Origin of the sequence: Streptosporangium sp. NPDC023963 (assembly GCF_040639135.1) — a bacterium.
Lineage (GTDB): Bacteria > Actinomycetota > Actinomycetes > Streptosporangiales > Streptosporangiaceae > Streptosporangium.
The window spans coordinates 1-20,813 of the sequence record NZ_JBEZZK010000007.1 but is presented as its reverse complement, the minus strand read 5'-3'; the positions used below and the strand labels follow the sequence as shown (position 1 = coordinate 20,813).

Annotated in this window: 17 protein-coding genes and 2 tRNA genes; 11 read left to right on the top strand and 8 right to left on the bottom strand. The window is 69.3% G+C overall.

Going from position 1 to position 20,813, the window contains the following annotated elements; all coding sequences use genetic code 11:
- The first annotated feature begins 170 nt into the window (after positions 1-170).
- The gene (locus tag AB0F88_RS21925; protein ID WP_362686807.1) at positions 171-332 is read left to right on the top strand and encodes a hypothetical protein; all 162 of its coding nucleotides are present in this window, start codon (positions 171-173) and stop codon (positions 330-332) included.
- A 51-nt stretch (positions 333-383) separates the two neighbouring features.
- On the opposite strand, the gene AB0F88_RS21920 is transcribed toward AB0F88_RS21925, so the two are convergent.
- Positions 384-953: a TIGR03086 family metal-binding protein gene (locus tag AB0F88_RS21920; protein ID WP_362686804.1), complete on the bottom strand. Its 570-nt coding sequence runs from the start codon at positions 951-953 to the stop codon at positions 384-386.
- 210 nt (positions 954-1,163) lie between these two features.
- Here AB0F88_RS21920 and AB0F88_RS21915 point away from each other — a divergent pair, with 210 nt between their 5' ends.
- The gene (locus AB0F88_RS21915; RefSeq protein WP_362686801.1) at positions 1,164-2,708 is read left to right on the top strand and encodes a choice-of-anchor I family protein; all 1,545 of its coding nucleotides are present in this window, start codon (positions 1,164-1,166) and stop codon (positions 2,706-2,708) included.
- Positions 2,709-2,925: 217 nt separating this feature from the next.
- On the opposite strand, the gene AB0F88_RS21910 is transcribed toward AB0F88_RS21915, so the two are convergent.
- From AB0F88_RS21910 to AB0F88_RS21900, 3 genes are all read right to left on the bottom strand, one after another.
- Positions 2,926-4,599: a SpoIIE family protein phosphatase gene (locus AB0F88_RS21910; RefSeq protein ID WP_362686798.1), complete on the bottom strand. Its 1,674-nt coding sequence runs from the start codon at positions 4,597-4,599 to the stop codon at positions 2,926-2,928.
- A 44-nt stretch (positions 4,600-4,643) separates the two neighbouring features.
- Positions 4,644-6,230: an NAD(P)/FAD-dependent oxidoreductase gene (locus AB0F88_RS21905; protein ID WP_362686795.1), complete on the bottom strand. Its 1,587-nt coding sequence runs from the start codon at positions 6,228-6,230 to the stop codon at positions 4,644-4,646.
- A gap of 104 nt (positions 6,231-6,334) precedes the next feature.
- Positions 6,335-6,952 carry a TetR family transcriptional regulator gene (locus tag AB0F88_RS21900; RefSeq protein ID WP_362686792.1) on the bottom strand — a complete coding sequence of 206 codons (618 nt, stop codon included), beginning with the start codon at positions 6,950-6,952 and terminating at the stop codon, positions 6,335-6,337.
- An 86-nt stretch (positions 6,953-7,038) separates the two neighbouring features.
- On the opposite strand from AB0F88_RS21900, the gene AB0F88_RS21895 reads away from it, so the two are divergent.
- Entirely contained in the window at positions 7,039-8,394 is a 1,356-nt protein-coding gene (locus AB0F88_RS21895; protein WP_362686789.1) for an NAD(P)/FAD-dependent oxidoreductase, read from the top strand.
- Positions 8,395-8,570: 176 nt separating this feature from the next.
- Here the strand turns inward: AB0F88_RS21895 and AB0F88_RS21890 are convergent, their stop codons facing one another.
- Positions 8,571-8,981 (bottom strand): VOC family protein, encoded by a 411-nt coding sequence (locus AB0F88_RS21890; RefSeq protein WP_362686786.1) that lies wholly within the window; start codon positions 8,979-8,981, stop codon positions 8,571-8,573.
- A gap of 81 nt (positions 8,982-9,062) precedes the next feature.
- Positions 9,063-9,455, bottom strand: a complete 393-nt coding sequence (locus AB0F88_RS21885; protein WP_362686783.1) for an AraC family transcriptional regulator — start codon at positions 9,453-9,455, stop codon at positions 9,063-9,065.
- A 339-nt stretch (positions 9,456-9,794) separates the two neighbouring features.
- Between AB0F88_RS21885 and AB0F88_RS21880 the strand changes: the two genes are divergently transcribed.
- Positions 9,795-10,181, top strand: a complete 387-nt coding sequence (locus AB0F88_RS21880) for a RidA family protein (RefSeq protein WP_362686780.1) — start codon at positions 9,795-9,797, stop codon at positions 10,179-10,181.
- A gap of 403 nt (positions 10,182-10,584) precedes the next feature.
- Here AB0F88_RS21880 and AB0F88_RS21875 read toward each other — a convergent pair.
- Positions 10,585-10,655 (bottom strand) — tRNA-Gly (locus AB0F88_RS21875).
- A gap of 89 nt (positions 10,656-10,744) precedes the next feature.
- Between AB0F88_RS21875 and AB0F88_RS21870 the strand changes: the two genes are divergently transcribed.
- A tRNA-Pro gene (locus AB0F88_RS21870) sits at positions 10,745-10,818 on the top strand.
- 244 nt (positions 10,819-11,062) lie between these two features.
- On the opposite strand, the gene AB0F88_RS21865 is transcribed toward AB0F88_RS21870, so the two are convergent.
- Positions 11,063-11,572, bottom strand: a complete 510-nt coding sequence (locus AB0F88_RS21865) for an ATP-binding protein (RefSeq protein WP_362686777.1) — start codon at positions 11,570-11,572, stop codon at positions 11,063-11,065.
- A 243-nt stretch (positions 11,573-11,815) separates the two neighbouring features.
- Here AB0F88_RS21865 and AB0F88_RS21860 point away from each other — a divergent pair, with 243 nt between their 5' ends.
- From AB0F88_RS21860 to AB0F88_RS21835, 6 genes are all read left to right on the top strand, one after another.
- Positions 11,816-12,682, top strand: a complete 867-nt coding sequence (locus AB0F88_RS21860; RefSeq protein WP_362686774.1) for a helix-turn-helix transcriptional regulator — start codon at positions 11,816-11,818, stop codon at positions 12,680-12,682.
- A 209-nt stretch (positions 12,683-12,891) separates the two neighbouring features.
- Complete coding sequence (gene tig / locus AB0F88_RS21855; protein WP_362686771.1) at positions 12,892-14,277, top strand: trigger factor; 1,386 nt, start codon at positions 12,892-12,894, stop codon at positions 14,275-14,277.
- A 571-nt stretch (positions 14,278-14,848) separates the two neighbouring features.
- Positions 14,849-15,442 carry an ATP-dependent Clp protease proteolytic subunit gene (locus AB0F88_RS21850; protein WP_344749077.1) on the top strand — a complete coding sequence of 198 codons (594 nt, stop codon included), beginning with the start codon at positions 14,849-14,851 and terminating at the stop codon, positions 15,440-15,442.
- An 11-nt stretch (positions 15,443-15,453) separates the two neighbouring features.
- Positions 15,454-16,098 carry an ATP-dependent Clp protease proteolytic subunit gene (locus AB0F88_RS21845; RefSeq protein ID WP_326642780.1) on the top strand — a complete coding sequence of 215 codons (645 nt, stop codon included), beginning with the start codon at positions 15,454-15,456 and terminating at the stop codon, positions 16,096-16,098.
- A gap of 192 nt (positions 16,099-16,290) precedes the next feature.
- Positions 16,291-17,571, top strand: a complete 1,281-nt coding sequence (clpX, locus tag AB0F88_RS21840; protein ID WP_329084422.1) for an ATP-dependent Clp protease ATP-binding subunit ClpX — start codon at positions 16,291-16,293, stop codon at positions 17,569-17,571.
- Positions 17,572-17,848: 277 nt separating this feature from the next.
- Entirely contained in the window at positions 17,849-20,434 is a 2,586-nt protein-coding gene (locus AB0F88_RS21835) for a valine--tRNA ligase (protein ID WP_362686766.1), read from the top strand.
- The last annotated feature ends 379 nt before the right edge of the window (positions 20,435-20,813 follow it).

Genomic DNA, 20,813 nt, shown 5'->3' with positions numbered 1-20,813 from the left:
GCCGGAGGGACGGGGCGCGGAATCGATCACGCGTCCACGTGCCGGGCGGAACGTCAGGACAAGGAAAAGGCCGGGGAAATCCGGGGGAACGCGGTCCACCGGAGTTGGACGGATCGTCGTCCGGGCCTTGTGCGACCGGCGTTCCGGGAGGAATGTGAAGGTCTGAGCCGGTGAGATCGAGCCCCGTACGGCCCCGGGAGGGGCCAGACCTCGCGGGACTCGGCGGGACCTCGGAGAACCTCAGTGAAGGGGTGGTCGGCATGGGCAGGCGAGCGCGTAAGGCCAAGGCCCGCAAGAAGCGCAAGGCCAATCACGGCAAGCGGCCGGCCTAGCGGCCCGGACCTCCCCCGTGAGCCGGGCGGGAGCGCCCGGGGAGCGGACGGTCAGGCGCGACGGCCCCAGGAGGCCAGCAGCCGGGTCTGCGCGTCGGCGCCGGAGGGCGTCTCCCGGTGCCCTCTGGGGGGCGCGGCCTGCCGGTAGCCGGGCTCCGCGTGGCTGAACCAGGCGGCGCAGGCCTCGACCAGCTCGGGATCGAGCCGTTCGTCGGCGCCGATGGCGCGGGCCAGGTCCCACGTGTGGATGAGCGCGTCGGCGAACAGCTCGGTGACGTACTCCCGGCCGGGCACGTCGCCGAACGGCAGGTGGACGAGGCGGTCGAGGGCGTGGACGTCCGTCGCCGCCTGGATGGCGGGCATGGCCGAGGTGTCGAACGCCTTGATGGGGTCGTCGCCGAGCAGGTCCCCCTCGAAGGCGTCGCCGACCTCCGCGGAGGTCCCCCCGGCGAGCAGCACGGGGGCCCACAGGTTCTCGCCGACCACGTGGTTGACCAGGGCGTGCACGCTCCAGTCGACGCACGGCGTCGGGTTCTCCCACTGGTCGGGGCCGACCCGGTGGACGAGAGCGCCGAAGTCGTCCAGCGCGCGCTGGTAAGCCTCGGGTATGTCGATGGTCATCATGCCCCTCCCGATGCCCTCCCGGGTTTCCTCCCGGCTCTCATCTCGACCGTAACCCCTGAACCGCCAGTAGTCATCGCGTCAACGGACATGACCGGCATGCCCGGGGTTGCCTAGGGGATCGGTCCGGGTACACCTGACCGTGGGGCTTCATCCCGCGGTCATCTCGGCGTCAGGTTGAAGTCACGATATTTCGTGAAAATTCGTCTCATGCGCACCACGACTTTCACCCGGGCGGCCGCCGCGGCGGTCACCGGCCTGCTCCTCATGCCCGTCTCCGCGGTCCCGGCCGCCGCCGAGTCCGGCCACGGGGGCGTCAAGCTGACCTTCCTCGGTCGTTACACCACCGGTACCGTCGCCGCCGGCGCCTCGGAGATCACCGCGTACGACGCCTCGACCCGCCGGGTCTTCGTGGTGAACGCGCAGGCCGGCACCGTCGACGTGCTCGACATCCGCGACCCGCGCAAGCCGCGCAAGGTCGCCACCCTGGCCACCCCCGGCGCCAACAGCGTCGCGGTGCGCCGCGGCCTGGTCGCCGTGGCCCAGCAGGCCGCGGTCAAGACCGACCCGGGCACCGTCGCCTTCTTCGACGCCAGGAGCGGGCGCAAGCTCAGGCAGGTGACCGTGGGCGCGCTGCCCGACATGCTGACCTTCACCCCGGACGGCAATCGGGTGGTCGTGGCCAACGAGGGGGAGCCGTCCTCCTACTGCGAGGGCGAGGTGGCCGACCCCGAGGGTTCGGTGAGCGTCGTCGACCTGAAGCGCTGGACGGTGCGGACCGCGGGGTTCGCGAGGTTCGACGCGGAGCGGCTGCGGGCCGGGGGCGTGCGGATCACCGGACCCGGGGCCACCGCCGCCCGGGACCTGGAGCCGGAGTACGTCACCGTCGAGGGCGACACCGCCTACGTGACCCTCCAGGAGAACAACGCGCTCGCGATCGTCGACCTGGACCGGGCGGCGGTCCGCGACGTCGTCCCGCTGGGGCTGAAGGACTGGTCGAAGACCGGCTTCGACGCCTCGGACAAGGACGGGAAGATCGACATCAGGCCCCGGCCGGTGAAGGGCATGTACCAGCCCGACGCGATCGCGCACTTCCGCGACCGCGGGCGGACCTACCTGGTCACCGCCAACGAGGGCGACGGGCGCGACTGGGACTGCCACGCCGACGAGGTCAGGGTCAAGGACCTGGACCTCGCGCTGCCCGACGCCGCGAACCTCAAGAAGGACACCGAGCTCGGCCGGCTGAACGTGGCCGCCGACTCTCCCAGGGACGCGAGCGGCGCCTACACCGAGCTGCACGCGTTCGGCGCCCGCTCGATCTCGATCAGGTCCACCTCGGGAGCGCTCGTCTGGGACTCCGGCGACCAGCTGGAGCGGCTCGTCGCCAAGGAGCTGCCCGACGCCTTCAACGCCGACAACGAGGAGGACGACTCCTTCGACAGCCGCAGCGACAACAAGGGCCCCGAGCCCGAGGGGGTCGCGGTCGGCGAGGTGCGCGGCCGGACCTACGCCTTCGCCGGGCTGGAGCGGGTCGGCGGGATCGTCGCCTACGACCTGGGCGACCCGCGGGCGCCGCGCCTGGCCGGGTACGTCAACACCCGTGACCTCAGCGGCTCCATCGAGGAGGGCACCGCCGGGGACGTCGGCCCCGAGGGCGTGCTGTTCGTCCCCGCCTCCGACAGCCCCACCCGCCGCCCGCTCCTGGTGGTCGGCAACGAGATCAGCGGTACCACCGCCGTCTACGAGATCCGCTGAACCTCCGCCGGACCCCGGCACGCCTGCCCCACGCCGCGAGAACCCGCGCGGCGTGGGGCTTCGTCGCGTACGGGCCCGGACGAAGCGGGGACGGGGCGAGGGACGGGGCCTGGCCGTACGGGATCCGAGGGCGCGTGAGGCGCAAGGCCCCGTGCGGCCGCGATGACGCGGGAGGCGGCACCGCGGCCCGTACGGACGGCCCGGCAGGGTCGCCGGGCTAGGGCAGCCGCTGCTCGACCCAGACGATCTTGCCTTTCGGGGTGAGGCGGGACCCCCAGCGGTGGGCGAGCCAGTTGATGAGATGCAGGCCGCGGCCGGTGTCGCTGGTGGTGGACGCCTCCCGCATGACCGGCTCGGACGCGGAGCTGTCGGACACCTCGCAGACCAGCGTGGGCCCGCGCAGCAGCCGCAGCTCGACCTCGCCCTGACCGTGCTCGACCGCGTTGGCGACCAGCTCGCTGACCATGAGCTCGGTGTTGTCGCAGAGCGAGGACAGCTCCCACTTGTCGAGCGTGTCCCGGACGAAACGGCGGGCCTGGGAGGCGGAGCGGCGGTCGGAGGGCAGCGACGTCTCGACGAACTCGTTCTCCGTCAGCTCCGACACCCTGGCCAGCAGGAGGGCGATGTCGTCACGCTCGTGCCCGGGCCGCTGGGCCCTGATCGTGAGGTCGCAGACCTCCTCCAGATCGTGGTCGGGGCCGGAGAGCAGGCCGCGCAGCGCGCCGATCCCCTCCTCGATGTCCCGGTCGCGGCTCTCCACCAGGCCGTCGGTGTAGAAGGCGAGCACGGTCCCGCCGGGAAGTGTGAACTCCCGCATCTCGGCAGGCTCGTTGCCGATGCCCAGGGGGAGCCCCGGCGGCAGCTCCAGCAGCTCGGTCTCGCCGCCGGGCCGCACCAGGATCGGCGGCACGTGCCCGGCGCAGGCCATCGCGCACCGCCGGGTGACCGGATCGTAGGTGGCGTACACGCACGTGGCGATCTGGCTGGCGTCCAGGTCCTGGCTCATCAGGTTGAGCCGGAACAGCACGTCGGCCGGGCTCAGGTCCAGGCTGGCCAGCGTGCGCGCGGCCGTGCGCAGCTGGCCCATGGTGGCGGCGGCCCTGATGCCGTGCCCCATCACGTCGCCGACGACGAGGGCGACCCGGCAGCCGGGCAGCGGGATCACGTCGTACCAGTCGCCGCCCACCCCGACCAGGTCGCTGGCCGGCAGGTAGCGGGAGGCGATCGTCAGGCCCAGCGGCTGGGAGAGGTCGACGGGCAGCAGGCTGCTCTGCAGGGTGAGCGCGGTGCGGCGCTCGCGGTTGTAGAGCCGCGCGTTGTCGAGGCAGACGCCGGTCCTGGCCGCCAGCTCCTCGGCCAGGTTGACGTCCTGCTCGTCGAAGGGCTGGCTGGTCGGCCTGCGGGTGAAGATGACGAAGCCCAGCACCCGGCCGCGCGCCTTGAGCGGGACCACCAGGAACGAGCTGTCCTCCAGCACCTTCGACACCGAGTCACGCTTCCAGAACCGCCCGATCTCCTCGGCGGTCCTGCGTCCCAGGCGGGGGTAGAGGATCGGGTTGCCGGTGGCCATGCACCGGGCGTAGGGGGTCCAGGCCTCGTAGACAGCCACCTCGTCCACGGGGAACGCCTTGGCGTACTCGTCGGGGGAGGGGTCGGCCACGCCGACCGCGATCCGCCGCACCAGCGCCGAGCCGTCGGTGGTCTCCTGGGGGAACTCCCCCTCGGTCACCAGCCGGTCCTGGACGAGGATGCCCGCCGCGTCCGCGAAGCGCGGCACGGCGACGTCCATCAGCTCCCTGCCGGTCTCGAACATGTCCAGCGTGCTGCCGATGCGTTTGCTGGCGGCGTTGAGCAGGGACAGCTGCTCGTGCATGGATGCGGGACTGCCCATCCTGAACCCTGGCGTCGCTGGATTCTTGGTGACGAAACGGGACTTCACTCGCTCCACCGGGGTGCGGGAACCGGCGTCCACCAGGTTTCCAGTTCGAGGTCTTCTGCGATGGCGTTGGCGCCGTTGTATCCGGGCGCCGCGGAGACCGAGCCGCCCGGGTGGCTGCTGGCGCCGCAGAGGTAGAGGCCGTCGACGGGGGTGCGGTACTGGCCCATCTCGGGGACCGGCCGGTTGCCGCCCAGCTGGGACGGCTCGTAGGCCCCCACGTGGTGGCTGCCGCGCACCATGTTGACGCAGTGCCGCTCGATGTCGAGCGGTGTGAAGACCCGTTTCCCCAGGACGGCGCCGCCGGCCAGGTTGGGGGCGTACTCGGCCCACTCGGCGAGCAGCCGCTCCCCGACCTCCTCGCGCCGCGCGTCCCAGCTCGCCGGGTCGCCGCCGAGGTCGTACGGGGCCCACGGCCACCAGAACGCCACGTGTTTGCCGTCCGGCGCGTACGAGGGGTCGAACAGCGAGGGGCACGCGCCGTTGCCGGCCAGCCGGTCGGGCAGCCGTCCCTGGTGGATCTGGTCGAAGGTGCGGCCGAGCTGTTCGCTGTCGTCGGCGCCGAGCACCACGAGGAAGGCCCGGTCCACGTCGGGCTCGAACTCGGCGGCCCGGTAGCGCGGCGCCTCGTCGAGCGCCAGGTGGAGGGTGACGAGACTGTGCCCGGCCCATTTGTAGCCCTCGACCTTGGCCGCGATCTCCGCGCCGAAGTTCTCCGGGCCCGCCAGCCGCACGGTCTGCGGGGCGTCCACCGCGCTGGCCACGAACCGGCGGGCGGTGAGCACGTCGCCGGTGGCGAGCCGCACCCCGGTGGCCCGCCCGTCGTCGACCAGGATCCGCTCGACGTGGGCGCCGGTGACCACGGTGCCGCCGTGCTCCTCGACGACGGCGCGCAGCGCGCTCGCGACGTTGCCCGCGCCGCCCACGGGCACCCCGAGCCTGGCGATGCGCGACAGCAGCCGGGGGAAGAAACCGCCGGTGCCGGGCACGTTCTCGATGGAGATCGCGTGCAGGAAGGACTTGAACAGCACCCTGACCTGGTCGCTCTCGAAGTTCCTGTCGACTGCCTCGTACAGCGACAGCGGCATGTAGCTCATCATGTCGCGGCCGAGGTCGCCCCCGACGCGCTCGGCGAGCACCGGCGGCGGCAGCGGCCTGGAGTACAGGAAGCCGTTCATCAGGCCCCTGGCGGCCTCGGCGTAGCGCTCGTACAGCTCCAACCAGCGCGCGGCGTCGGCCTTGGAGAACCGGGCGAAGGACTCGGCGGTGCGCTTGGGGTCGGTGTAGACCGTGATCGCCCGGCCGTCCCTGAAGACCGTGGCGTGCTGGGTCTCGGGGTAGATGTAGCGCAGGCCGTAACGCTGGAGCTCCAGGTCGGCGGGGACCGGGCCCTCCTCCAGGAAGTGGTAGCTGCTGTGGGTGTTGTGCCGGAACCCGGGCAGCGTGAGTTCCTGGGTGCTGCAACCGCCGCCCGCGACATCGTTGCGCTCGACGACCGCGACCGACAACCCCGCCTTCGCGAGGTAGGCGGCACACGTGAGGCCGTTATGGCCCCCGCCCACGATGACGCCGTCGAACTCCGCCACTTTCCCTCCAGGGGGCACTCTGACTGCTGGTATGGAGGATTGTAAAGAATGATCTATATACGAACCTCGTGTTTAACAGAGATTTGTAGATATTTCCAGACGAACTAGGACTTCGCGGTGCCGAGATGGCCGAGCAACCGCGCCAATTGCTCCCCGTACCGCTCCCCGAACTCCTCGGACGCCGGATCCTGCCCGCAGAGCGCGCGGACCAGCTGGGGGAAGATCGCCCCGGCGGCGGCCGCGGCGAAGAGCATCAGGAGCAGGCAGGCGGGGTCCAGGTCGTCGGGGAACTCTCCCTCCGCCTGCCGCCTGCGCAGGTCCTCGACGTCGCTCCGCATCTGCTTGACCAGCGAGGAGTCCTCCTCGCCGTCGTCCTGCAGCCCGCCCCAGATGAGGATCCTGGTGAGGTCGCGCTCGCGCACGGTCCCGGTGACGTAGCCGCGCACCAGCTCGGGCAGCGACGGCGGCGGTGACGTCCCGGCGAAGGCGCTCTCCTTGCTCTGCCACTCCGCCGTGAGCGCCTTGAGCAGCCCTTCCTTCCCGCCGAAGTAATAGGAGATGAGCTGCTTGTTCACCCCGGCCCTGGCGGCTATCTCGCTCACCCTCGTCCCGGCGAATCCCTTGGCGGAGAACTCCGCCTTGGCCGCCTCGACGATGCGCCTCCTGGTGCGCTCGGGATCGCGCCTGCGCTCGGCGGGGGCGCGGCGAGGGGTTTTGTCCATGCCTCACGGTAACACCGGCCAACCAGCGGGATGAATCTATCAACCGTGTGGTTGATAATTTCATCCAACTGGATGATAGTGGTGCCATGACGAATTCGAGAGTTGCCGTCGTCGGAGGCGGGATCGGCGGCCTCTGCCTGGCGCAAGGGCTGCGCGGCGCGGGTGTCGACGTGACGGTCTACGAGCGCGACCGCACCCCCTCCGACCGGCTCCAGGGCTACCGCGTCCACATCGACCCCGACGGCTCCCGGGCCCTGCGCGACTGCCTGCCGCCCGAGCTGTGGGAGGCGTTCCTGGCGACCTCCGGCCGTGGCGCCCAGGACTTCCGCTTCCTCGACCACCGGATGAGGCCGCTGCTGACCCTGGAGAGCCGGCCCGTGGCCGACCCGGTGGACGCCCACCACTCGGTCAGCCGGATCACCCTGCGGCAGGTCCTGCTGTCCGGGCTCGACGGGCCCTCCGGCGTCGTCCGGTTCGGCAAGACCTTCGAGAGCTACAGTCGCGCCCCCGCCGCCCCCGGCGGCACCGTCACCCTGCGCTTCGCCGACGGCACCACCGAGACCGCCGACATCGTGGTCGCCGCCGACGGCGGCAACTCCCGCGTCAGGCACCGGTACCTGCCGCACGCGCGGCGCGTCGACACCGGCATCGTCACGGTCGCGGGCAAGTTCCCGCTCACCGCCGCCACCCGGGCCCTGGTCGATCCCGCCCTGTACGAGGCCGTCAACATGATCATCCCACCGAGGGGTCTCGGCATGTTCACCGCGCCGCACGACCTCGGAGGCGCCGGAAACGCCGGAAACGCAGGGAACACAGGGAACACAGGGAACACAGGGAACACAGGGAACGCAGGAAGCACGGTCCTGCCGTCGGGGATCGGCAGGACCGAACGGGAGGGCGCCCTGTTCGACAACACCGCCGGCTACGTCATGTGGGCCTTCGGCGCCGCGACCGGCCGCTTTCCCGGCGACCTCGCCGCGATGGACGGTGAGCGGCTCAGGGACACCGTGGCCCGGATGATCACCGGCTGGCACCCGGACCTGCGCACGCTGGTCACCACCTCCGACCCCGCCACCGTCTCGCTGCTGCCGATCCGCACCTCGGTGCCGATCGGCCCCTGGCCCGCCACGAACATCACCCTGCTCGGCGACGCGATCCACAGCATGACCCCGATGCGGGGCATCGGCGCCAACGTCGCCCTGCGCGACGCCCGGTCACTCTGCCGGGCTCTCACCGGCGCCCTCGGCGGCGGAGGCGACCCCGTCGCGGCCATCGCCGCCTACGAGGCGGAGATGCGCGAGTACGGTTTCGCGGCCGTGCGCGACTCCCTCAGGGCGGCCCGGCAGTTCGTGGACGAGAACCCGGTGGCCCGGGCCGGCTTCAGGACCTTCCTGCGCACCGCCCAGCGCCTCCCGGCCCTGCGGCACAGGGTCTTCTCGTGAGCCGGGACGGCCTTCGCCCGGCCCGGCCCGCCCCCGTCCACACCGTGGCCGGGCCGCGGCCGCCCCGCGCCCGTGGGCAGGACGCCACCAGGACGCCACCACCGGCCAGGTCCGGCCGGTCACGCCGGCGCCGGTCGCGCTGACGGCCGGACCGGCGGACCCCGCCGGTCACGGGGCTAGGCCTTCAGCTGGGTGAAGCGGAGGCGGTTGCCGAAGGGGTCGCGGAGGCCGCAGTCGATTCCGTACGGGCGCTCGGTGGGCTCCTCGGTGAACTCGACGCCCCGGCCCCGCAGCGTCTCGTACGTCTTGTGGCAGTCGTCGGTGCTGAAGATGAGCTGGCCGCCCGTCGCGCCCTTGGTCACCAGCTCGCGAACCTGCTGCGCCGTCTCCGCGGACATCATCGGCCCCCCCGGCTTCTCCAGCAGGATCTGGCGCTCCGGGTGGCCGGGGACGCTGACGGTCAGCCAGCGCATGAAGCCCATGTCGACGTCGGCGTTGACCTCCAGGCCAAGCTTGCCCACATAGAAGTCGAGGGCCTCGTCCTGGTCGAGGACGTATATCTGCGAGTGCGTGATGGCGTTGAACATGCGAATCACGCTACTGGGCGGGCCGGAGGGAAACTTATCCAAAACTGCTGAGTTGGCGGAGGGCGCGGGCAGGGCGGGCGGTCAGCCGTTCGGCCGCGTCCAGGCCATCGTGAAACACGTCGGTACGCCCACGGCCGTCGCCTCCTTGCGGTACGTCCTCGGCGACCGGCCGACGATGTCGCGGAACGTGCGGCTGAAGGTCCCCGGGCTGCCGAAGCCGACCTGGAAGCAGATGTCCGTCACGCTGCGGTCGGTGTCCCGCAGCAGGGACATCGCACGCTCGACCCGGCGGCGCTGCAGGTAGCGGTGCGGCGTCTCGCCGAACGTGGCCCGGAAGGTACGCGTGAAGTGAGCCTCAGACACATGGGCGATCCGGGCCAGGGCCGGAACGTCCAGCGGCTGCGCGTAGGCGCGGTCCATCGCGTCCCGTGCCCGTAGCATGCGGCGGTTGGTCTCTTCGACGGCGCGGCTCACGACGCCATCACACCACGGTTTCCCGCCGCCCATGACGGCTCCGGCGCCCGATCCACCCTGCCGGCGCATCGGGCGGATCCCCACCTGACCGGGGGTGGAGCGCCGGGACATCCGGAATCCCCCCGGATCCGGGACAGGGGAGCGAGATCGAACATCGCGCCGGCGCGGGCGGACGGGCGGCCGCGGAAGCCGGTACGGAGCCGGGACGACCCATCGGGCGCGTCGACACGGTCCTGTTCGTTCGTCAGACTCGTCGTCACAGCCTCGGTAGCGATCTTCAGCGACACCCGATCCCACCGGGGGCGTCCCGCCGTCCGGCGCGATCGAGAAGGAACTTTCATGGAGACCGTGACACACAACCCGACCGAGGGCGTCTACGCCGCAACCGGCGACTACGTGCACGCGATCGAGGTGCGTGGCGCCGAGCGCCTGCTGTTCGTCGCCGGGACGATGGGGCTCGATCCCGCGGGAGTCCCCGGAGCGACGCTCGCGGAGCAGCTCGAACTCATCTGGTCGAACCTTCGGGCCGTTCTCGCCTCCGCCGGTATGACCGTCGACAACATCGTGCGGCTCACCACCTACCTGCGGGACGCGTCCTACGCCGAGGAGAACGCGAAGGCCCGGGTGGCGGCCCTGGGTGGCCGCGCCGTCCCTACCACGGCGATCGTCGCCGAGACGCTCGTCAGCGACTGGCTCGTCGAGATCGAGGTGATCGCCGCGGGCTGACGGCGCCTGGTCCGGCAAGGCCCCCGGAGACAGCCGCGCAGGCCGCAAAACGAGCCGGGAACCCCGCGCGGAGGCACTCCTGCGCCGGAGACGTCATCCGTCCCGCGCCCCGTTGATCTCCGGCAGGTCGGTAACACCTTGGCATCGGAGGGCGGGACGGGTCCCGGGGAGCCGATGTCCCGTTTCGGGCCCTTCTCCGCTCGGGCGGCGCCCACCTGCCGGCACGCGGGCAGGAACGTGACCAGGTCATCGCGCGGGCGCTCGGGAAGGCATTCAAGAAAGTCCGGGAAAACGGGTCAGAAAACCATCGGGCCGGCAATGAACACGGAAGTTCCTGAAGTTTTGGCCAAAAGATGAAAGGCCAGGTCGCCGCATATGGGCTGACCTGGCCTTTCACCATCTGAGCGGACGACGGGAATCGAACCCGCGTAGCCAGTTTGGAAGACTGGGGCTCTACCATTGAGCTACGTCCGCGCGAGCCGGCGTCAGTCTGGTCTAGACTTCATCCGTTCGTCAGGGCGTAAGCGTACCGGAGTTCCGGAGCATGCGCGCACTCGACGTACCGGGGTGTGGCGCAGTTTGGTAGCGCACCTGCTTTGGGAGCAGGGGGCCGCAGGTTCAAATCCTGTCACCCCGACGTATGCCGGGCATCGGTTCCGACCGATGCCCGGTTCCTCGTATACGGGGTCAAGAGCTCTTCGCCGCCCGGGACGCGCGGGCGACGCCGCGCGGGCCGACGCGCTGGGTGGAATCCGAGAGGTAAGCCGAGAGGTGCCGTACGCGGCCGATCCTTGCCGTACGCGACCGGTCCCGCCGTGCCGGGAACGCGGGCGGCGGAGGCCGAGGAAGATCAGGGACCGGGCGGTGAGAGCCGGGGAAGGTCAGGGACGGGGGCTGAAGAAGGCCCAGACGGCCTTGCCGCCGCAGTTGAGGTGGTCCCAGCCCCACCCCTGGCTGTAGGTCTCCACGATGTAGAGGCCCCGGCCGTTCTCCGAGATGAAGTCGGGCTCCTTGGGGGTCGGGACCTCGTCGCTCGGGTCCGTCACGGCCAGGAGCACATGGGGGGAGAGGTGCACCAGGACGAGCGTGATCGGAGTGATCTCCGTCTGGGTGGGCGGACACAGCGCGTAACGGACCGCGTTGGTGACGAGTTCCGAAACCACTAGCGCTGCGTCATCGCTGAGCTCCGCCAGTCCCCAGTCGTGGAGCGTCGAGCGTGTCACGTCCCGGGCGGTCTTCACCGAGTCGGCCTGGCTGGGCAGGGGACACGCGGTCGCGCCGGAGTGGTTGGCCCCCAGTAGCTCGTCAAAGCCCACCTGGCGGGTCGCCTGCAGGTAGTCGGCAGCCGATTTTGGCTCCTCCACCATCCTGCCGGTACCTCCCGCTGTCATCGTGAGTCTCCGTACCACTTGAGAGTTTTCAGAGCTTGTGCACCATAAGCCCAATATGCACTAAGCCATCATGGGTCACCGGAACGTCTGCTGCAAGACCCAAATGCACGTGCAGTTGCAGTGTGCAGCCGCATGGGCGGTTAAGGCGGCGACTTGGCGAATCGGGCAGGGAGTTGAGACCTTGTCATAGCGGCCGGAAGTAGTGACACTGTGTGCGCTGGCCCAAGTACAGAGGGAGGCGAAGTGACGCAGGTTCAACCGGGATCGGGTCCCACAGCTCTGCGTATCCTCTTAGGCTCCCAACTGCGTCGCCTGCGCGAGGCCAAGGGGCTCTCGCGCGAGGAGGCGGGCCATCTGATCCGCGGATCCGAATCCAAGATCAGCAGGATGGAGCTCGGCCGGGTAGGCCTGAGGGAACGCGACGTGGCGGATCTGCTCACCTTCTACGGGGTGGAGGACGAGCAGGCCCGGTCTGCGGTCATGGACCTGCTGCTGCGGGCCAACGAGCCCGGCTGGTGGCACCGCTTCAACGACCTGCTGCCCTCGTGGTTCCAGACGTACGTCGGCCTCGAGGAGGCGGCCTCCCGGATCCGCACCTACGAGGTGCAGTTCGTGCCCGGCCTCCTGCAGACGAAGGAGTACGCCAGGGCGGTCATCACCGCGGGGAGCGCCGGCCTCGCGCCCGAGGAGATCGCCCGCCGCGTCGACCTGCGGATGCAGCGCCAGCAGGTGCTCGGGCGGCCCGACGGCCCGTTCTTCTGGGCCGTCATCGACGAGGCCGCGCTACGGCGTCCCATCGGCGGCGCGGACGTCATGCGAGCCCAGCTGGAGCACCTGCTCGACCTCATGCGGCAGCCGAACATCACCATCCAGGTCATGCCCTTCAGCTTCGGCGGCCACAGCGCGGAGGGCGGGGCCTTCAGCGTGCTCCGCTTCAACGACCACGAGCTCCCCGACGTCGTCTACGTCGAGCAACTGGCCAGCGCCCTCTACCTGGACAAGCGCGAGGACGTCGACCGCTACAGCGAGGTCATGGAGCGGTTGTGCGCGGTCAGCACCACGCCAGGGGAGACGAATGACATCCTGAGGCGGATCATCAAGGAGGACTGAGCGGCCATTGGTCGCTCGATGGTGTCGCTCTGCCCTAGACTGGCCAGCGGCGCTGAACACCCGCCGCTGTGGAGCATGCCCTGATCTCGCGTGTCTCGACGGCTGTGCCAGGTGCCGCTCATGTGGGCGCGGCGCGCGAGCTTGCCGCGGTAGCCGTTACGACTTGACGCGCCCGCGATCACTCAAAGCTTGATCAAGGAGACGACCCCGTGAAGACCGCTGTGGAGGAGCTCAGCCCGACCCGGGTGAGGCTTACCGTCGAGGTGCCGTTCGAGGAGCTCGGCGAGAGCCTGCAGGCGGCGTACAAGAAGGTCGCGCAGCAGGTGCGCGTCCCCGGGTTCCGCCCCGGCAAGGTTCCGGCCCGCATCATCGAGCAGCGGTTCGGCCGCGCCGTGGTGCTGGAGGAGACCCTCAACGACGCGGTGCCCAAGCTGTACGGCCGGGCCGTCGACGAGAGCGAGATCTTCCCGGTCAGCCAGCCGGAGATCGAGGTCACCAAGATCGAGGACGGCCAGCAGGTCGAGTTCACCGCCGAGGTGGACGTCCGCCCCGGCTTCGACGTCCCCGACTACCAGGGCATCGAGGTGACCGTCCCGGTCTCCGAGGTCTCCGACAAGGACATCGACGACCAGCTGGACGGCCTGCGCCAGCGCTTCGCCACCCTGACCGGCGTCGAGCGCCCCGCGGCCTCCGGCGACTTCGTCGTCATGGACCTGGCCGCCGCGATCGACGGCGTCAACATCGAGGAGCAGCAGGCCAACGACGTCTCCTACGAGGTCGGCGCCGGCTCGGTGCTGCAGGGCCTGGACGACGCCCTGGTCGGCCTGTCCGCCGGTGAGACCAAGGAGTTCACCACCAACCTGGTCGGCGGCGAGAACGCCGGCGAGGAGGCCGTGGTCACCATCACCGTCAAGAGCGTCAAGGAGAAGGTCCTCCCCGAGCTGGACGACGAGTTCGCCCAGCTCGCCAGCGAGTTCGACACCCTTGACGAGCTCAAGGCGAGCATCAGCGAGACGGCCCGCCGCAACAAGCTGATCGACCAGGTCGTCCAGGCTCGCGAGAACGCCCTCGACGCCCTGCTCGACAAGATCGACATCCCGCTGCCCGAGAGCGCGCTCAAGGCCGAGGTCGACAACCGCAAGCACAACCTCGAGCACCAGATCGCCGACAGTGGCCTGAGCAAGGAGGCGTACTTCCGCCTCTACCAGACCACCGAGGAGGAGCGCCTCGCGGAGTTCGACGAGAGCGCCGCCAAGGCCCTCAAGACGGGCTTCGTCCTTGACAAGATCGTCAAGAGCGAGGACCTCGGCGTCAGCGAGCAGGAACTGACCAACTTCGTGGTGCGCCGCGCCATGCAGATGAACGTCGCGCCCAACACGCTGGCCCAGCACCTGGCCGACAACGACCAGCTCACGCTGGCCATGGTCGAGATCGTCCGTGACAAGGCCAAGAGCGTCATCGGCGACGCCGCCAAGGTGGTCGACGAGGCCGGCAACGAGGTCGACCTCAAGGCCATCTACACCGAGATCAACGGCGAGGAGGCCTCGGACACCGACGAGGCCGCCCAGGCCGACGAGGTCGAGGCCGCCAAGTAGTCCCCGGCCGAGTGGAGGCACCGGGCCCGCCCGACGCCTCCACCGCCCGACGCCCCCGCCGCGTTCCGCGCGACGGGGGCGTCTTCGTCTGACGGGTGGTGTGCGGGAGTGTCCTTGTCTTCCGCGTGGTGAGCGTGCCCCCGGTCTCCGGGTGCCGAGCGTGCCGCAGAGCGGCGCCTCCGGGCCCCGGCCTCCCTGCCCGGCCTTCCGTCCCATGAGGCACCTCGCGGGCTTCTGAGCCCTCTGAGCGCCGTCGGCCTCTCTCCCGGGGGCGGCACCGCCGCACCGCTCTCCTCCGCGGCCCTCCTTTTCCGCCCCTCGGCGATCGCGACACGCCGTACGGGCTCTGGCCTCGGAGCCTCCACCGGGGTACGCGGCGGGGGGTCGCGGACGTGGTGGGAAGGCGGCGGGCAGCATGCGCCGTCAGCGAACAGTGCGTTGAGGAGGCATGTCCGGTAGGTGGCGCGCGTTAAGGTCACAAGCAAAGCCAATCGATTACGACGCATCGGAAGGTGACGCTGTGACCAGCCCGCCGACCTTCTACCAGCCGACCGGCTCCGGGCCCGAGTCGATGAGCCAGCCGAACGGCTCGTTCAGGCTCGAAGACCAGCTCTACCAGCGGCTGCTGCGTGAGCGCATCATCGTGCTGGGCACCCAGGTCAACGACGAGATCGCCAACCGGATCTGCGCCGAGCTGCTCCTGCTCGCCGCGGACGACTCGGAACGCGATATCTGGCTCTACATCAACTCGCCAGGCGGTTCCGTAACCGCTGGTATGGCGATTTACGACATGATGGAATATGTCCCTAACGATGTGTGCACCGTCGCGATGGGTCTGGCCGCTTCCATGGGCCAGTTCCTCCTCTGCGCCGGCGAGCGGGGCAAGCGATACGCCCTGCCGCACGCCCGCATCATGATGCACCAGCCTTCCGGTGGCATCGGCGGCACCGCCGCCGACATCGCCATCCAGGCGGAGCAGATGCTCTACGTCAAGAAGACCCTCGCCGAGCGCATCGCGTTCCACACCGGTCAGAACATCGAGCAGATCGAGGCCGACTCCGACCGGGACCGCTGGTTCACGGCCGAGGAGGCCAAGAACTACGGCTTCATCGACCAGGTCGTGCGCAGCGCTCGACAGGTGCCCTCCACGGGCGCCGTCTCCTGAAGGGGCACAAGGTGAGTGAGTTGATCCGGCCGGGAGACATCAACGGCCGCTACGTTCTTCCGTCCTTCACCGAGCGCACGTCCTACGGCATGCGGGAGATGAACCCGTACGCCAAGCTCTTCGAGGACCGCATCATCTTCCTCGGCGTGCAGGTGGACGACGCGTCAGCCAACGACGTCATGGCGCAGTTGCTGACTCTGGAGTCGCTCGACCCCGACCGCGACATCAGCATCTACATCAACTCGCCGGGCGGTTCTTTCACCGCCATGACGGCGATCTACGACACGATGCAGTTCGTCCGGCCGGAGATCCAGACGGTCTGCCTGGGCCAGGCGGCCTCGGCGGCGGCGGTCCTGCTGGCCGGCGGCACGCCCGGCAAGCGCTTCGCTCTGCCGAACGCCCGCATGCTGATCCACCAGCCGTCCACCGAGGGCGGCGGCCAGGGAAGCGACATCGAGATCCAGGCGCGCGAGATCCTCAGGATGCGCGCGCAGATGGAGACGATCATCGCTCAGCACTCGGGCAGGGCGCCGGAGGCGGTCCGCAAGGACATCGAGCGGGACAAGATCCTTGACGCCGTCGAGGCCAAGGAGTACGGACTGATCGACGACATCATTCCGTCCCGCAAGAAACTCGCGAAGGCCGTAGCCTCCTAACGAGGCATATCGCACCGGAACCGTGCCGAATCAGGCACGTTCCGGTGCGACTCGCCGCTAGGGGGCTCACTGAGGGCTCAGAAGACGGTAACGTCGAAACCTAAGCGGGATGACTTTTCGATCGGGTATCGGGCCGGTCGGAAGAAACGGACCGCGGCAGCCAGGGCGGTCCCACGCAAAGGAGTATCTGGGGTGGCACGCATCGGCGACGGGGGAGACCTGCTGAAGTGCTCTTTCTGTGGAAAGAGCCAGAAGCAAGTCAAGAAGCTCATCGCCGGACCCGGCGTATACATCTGCGACGAGTGCATCGACCTCTGCAACGAGATCATCGAGGAGGAGCTCAGCGAGTCCTCTGAGCTCAAATGGGACAGCCTTCCCAAGCCGAGGGAGATCTACGAATTCCTCGACGCCTACGTCATCGGTCAGGACCAGGCGAAGAAGGCTCTCTCCGTGGCGGTCTACAACCACTACAAGCGGGTGCAGTCCGGCGAGCGCGGACGTGACGACGGCATCGAGCTGTCCAAGTCCAACATCCTGCTCCTGGGCCCCACCGGTTCCGGCAAGACACTGCTCGCCCAGACGTTGGCGAAGATGCTGAACGTTCCGTTCGCCATCGCCGACGCCACCGCCCTGACGGAGGCGGGCTACGTGGGCGAGGACGTCGAGAACATACTGCTCAAGCTGATCCAGGCCGCCGACTACGACGTCAAGAAGGCCGAGACCGGCATCATCTACATCGACGAGGTCGACAAGATCGCCCGTAAGAGCGAGAACCCGTCGATCACCAGGGACGTCTCCGGCGAGGGCGTGCAGCAGGCCCTGCTGAAGATCCTGGAGGGCACGACCGCGAGCGTGCCGCCGCAGGGCGGCCGCAAGCACCCGCACCAGGAGTTCATCCAGATCGACACCACCAACGTGCTGTTCATCTGTGGTGGGGCCTTCGCCGGTCTCGAGAAGATCATCGAGTCCCGGGTCGGCCGCAAGGGGATCGGTTTCAACGCGATCATCCGCTCCAAGGAAGACATCGACGGCGCCGACATCTTCGAGAACGTCATGCCCGAGGACCTGCTGAAGTTCGGCATGATCCCCGAGTTCGTCGGCCGGCTCCCGGTCATCACGAGCGTGCACAACCTCGACCGTGAGGCGCTCATCCAGATCCTCACCGAGCCGCGCAACGCCCTCGTCAAGCAGTACCGCCGTCTGTTCGAGCTGGACAACGTCGAACTCGAGTTCACCGACGACGCGCTGGAGGCCATCGCCGACCAGGCGATCCTGCGCGGCACCGGCGCCCGCGGCCTGCGGGCGATCCTGGAGGAGGTCCTCCTCTCGGTGATGTACGAGGTGCCGTCGCGGCAGGACGTGGCACGTGTGGTCATCACCCGCGAGTCGGTTCTGGAGCACGTCAACCCCACGCTCGTCCCGCGCGACCAGCTCAACAAGCAGCAGCGGCCGCCGCGCGAGAAGTCGGCCTAGAAAGCCCGCGCGAACCCTTCCTGGTTCGCACGATCGGCGCCCCCCGCGGGTTCTCCCGCGGGGGGCGCCGCCGTTTTCGGCTGTCCGGTTCCTGCCAGTGGCATACTCGCGGCCGGCCGGTGCCCTCGTCGCCCTTCGTCCGGCGTCCGCGGGTGTTCGTTGACGGGGGATCATCTCGCCGACCGGCGGAAGCCACGGGGAGAACACGGGGAGAACACGGGGAGAAGCGGCCCGTATGGCGGTCCGTGGGACGGGGAGCACGCGGACATCCCTAGACTTGGGCATCGTGACGACGCCAGAGCTGCCCACCCAGTACGCACCCGCCGACGTGGAGACCCGGAGCTACGAGCGCTGGGTATCGGAGGGACACTTCACCGCCGACCCGAGCAGCGAGCGCGAGCCGTACAGCATCGTCCTGCCTCCGCCGAACGTGACCGGTGTCCTGCACATCGGCCACGCCCTCGACCACTCCATCCAGGACGCGCTGACCCGCCGCGCCCGCATGCGAGGCCAGGAGACGCTCTGGCTGCCCGGCATGGACCACGCCGGCATCGCCACCCAGAACGTCGTCGAGCGGGAGATCGCCAAGGACGGCCTGTCCCGGCACGACCTCGGCCGCGAGGCGTTCGTCGAGCGCGTCTGGCAGTGGAAGGAGGAGTCCGGGGGCCGGATCCTCGGCCAGATGAAGAAGCTCGGCGACGGTGTCGACTGGTCGCGGGAGCGCTTCACCATGGACCCGGGCCTCTCCCGGGCCGTCCAAACGATCTTCAAGAAGCTCTTCGACGACGGGCTCATCTACCGCGCCGAGCGCATCATCAACTGGTGCCCGCGCTGCCTGACCGCGCTGTCGGACATCGAGGTCGAGCACAGCGAGGACGAGGGTGAGCTCGTCTCGATCCGCTACGGCGACGGCGACGACTCCATCGTGGTCGCGACCACCCGGGCCGAGACGATGCTCGGCGACACCGCCGTGGCCGTGCACCCCTCCGACGAGCGCTACGCGCACCTGATCGGCCGCGAGGTGGAGTTGCCGCTCACCGGGCGTCGCATCCCGATCGTCGCCGACGAGCACGTCGACCCCTCCTTCGGCACCGGGGCGGTCAAGGTCACCCCGGCGCACGATCCGAACGACTTCGAGATCGGGCGACGCCACTCGTTGCCGTCCATGACGATCATGGATGAGCGGGGAGTGGTCACCGCGCACGGCCCGTTCCAGGGTCTCGACCGCTTCGAGGCCAGGCCCGCGGTGGTGGCCGCGCTCCGCGCGGAGGGCCGGATCGTCGCGGAGAAGCGTCCCTACCTCCACTCGGTCGGGCACTGCTCACGCTGCAAGACCGTGGTCGAGCCCCGGCTCTCGCTCCAGTGGTTCGTCAACGTCTCCCCCCTGGCGAAGGCGGCGGGCGACGCGGTCCGCGACGGCCGGACGAAGATCCACCCGCCGGAGCTGGCCAAGCGCTACTTCGACTGGGTCGACGACATGCACGACTGGTGCATCTCCCGGCAGCTGTGGTGGGGACACCGCATCCCGGTCTGGTACGGCCCGGACGGAGAGGCCGTCTGCGTCGGCCCCGACGAGCAGGCGCCCGAGGGCTACGTCCAGGACCCCGACGTCCTCGACACCTGGTTCTCCTCCGGGCTCTGGCCGTTCTCCACCCTCGGCTGGCCGGACAAGACGCCGGAGCTGGCCAGGTTCTACCCGACCTCCGTCCTGGTGACCGGCTACGACATCCTGTTCTTCTGGGTGGCCCGGATGATGATGTTCGGCATCTACGCCATGGACGGGGAACCGCCGTTCAAGACCGTGGCGCTGCACGGCATGGTCCGCGACCAGTACGGCAAGAAGATGTCGAAGTCGTTCGGCAACGTCGTCGACCCGCTCGACTGGATCGAGCGCTTCGGTGCCGACGCCACCCGCTTCACGCTGCTGCGCGGCGCCAACCCCGGCTCCGATGTGGCGATCAGTGAGGAATGGGCCGGAGGCTCACGCAACTTCTGCAACAAGATCTGGAACGCCACCCGCTTCGCGCTGATGAACGGCGCCGTGACAGGCGAGCTCCCCACCGAGGAGCTGACCGCCGCGGACCGCTGGATCCTCTCCCGGCTCCAGGAGATCGTCGCGTCGGTGGACACCGCGTTCGAAAGCTTCGAGTTCGCCAAGATCTCGGACCTGCTCTACCACTTCGCCTGGGACGAGGTCTGCGACTGGTACGTGGAACTCGCCAAGATCCAGATCGCTTCCGGGCAGGAGCACACCCGGCTCGTGCTGGGACACGTCTTCGACTCGCTGCTTCGCCTGCTCCACCCTCTGGTGCCTTTCGTCACCGAGGAACTGTGGCGTGCGGTCACCGGGCGCGAGTCGATCGTGGTCGCCCCCTGGCCGACGGTCGATGAGTCGCTGCGTGATCCCTCGGCGGAGGAGGAGATCCTCGCCATGCAGGGGCTGATCACCGAGGTGCGCAGGTTCCGTTCCGACCAGGGCCTCAAGCCGGGCCAGCGGGTCGCCGCACGGCTTTCACTCGCCGGTACGGCACTCGCCTCCCACGAAGGGGCGATCCGGTCGTTGCTCCGGCTCGACCAGCCGTCCGAGTCGTTCGCCGCGACCGCCAGCCTTGACGTGGGCGGCATCGCCGTGGAGATCGACACGGCCGGGACGATCGACGTGGCCGCCGAGCGCAAACGCCTGGAGAAGGATCTCGCGGTGGCGCGCAAGGAGGCGGCCCAGGTCGCGGCCAAGCTCGGCAACGAGCAGTTCATGGCCAAGGCGCCCGACGATGTGGTGGCCAAGGTGCGCTCCCGGGCGGCACAGGCTGACCAGGACATCGAGCGGTTGCTCGCCCAGCTGGCGTCGCTGCCGGCCGGCTGACTTCCGGTGGTGCGAGCCCACGACAGGGCCTTGCCCTGACGGTCGTGAGACGGGCGGGGACTTTGCCCTCACAGGCAGGGACCGGTCTGAGCACCGGGTAGAGGACGGCTCCGGACCGGTAGCCGCTTTGACGAGAACCCAGGGTCTCTTGACCCTGGGTTCTCGTGTTTGAGGGCTGGCGTCCCAGGGAAGACCTAGTTCTTACCGGGAAGTTGGCCATTACAGCCCTGAGGGACTGCTAGAGTTCTTCATGCAGGGCAACGTCCTGCACCCCCTTCCAAAACTCCCGGCAAATCGGGCGTGTCCGTACGATTGGACAACGACCGGATGTTGGAGTAAGTTAGAGGGGTTGCCCTGGAAACGGGGCAGTCGCAATCCT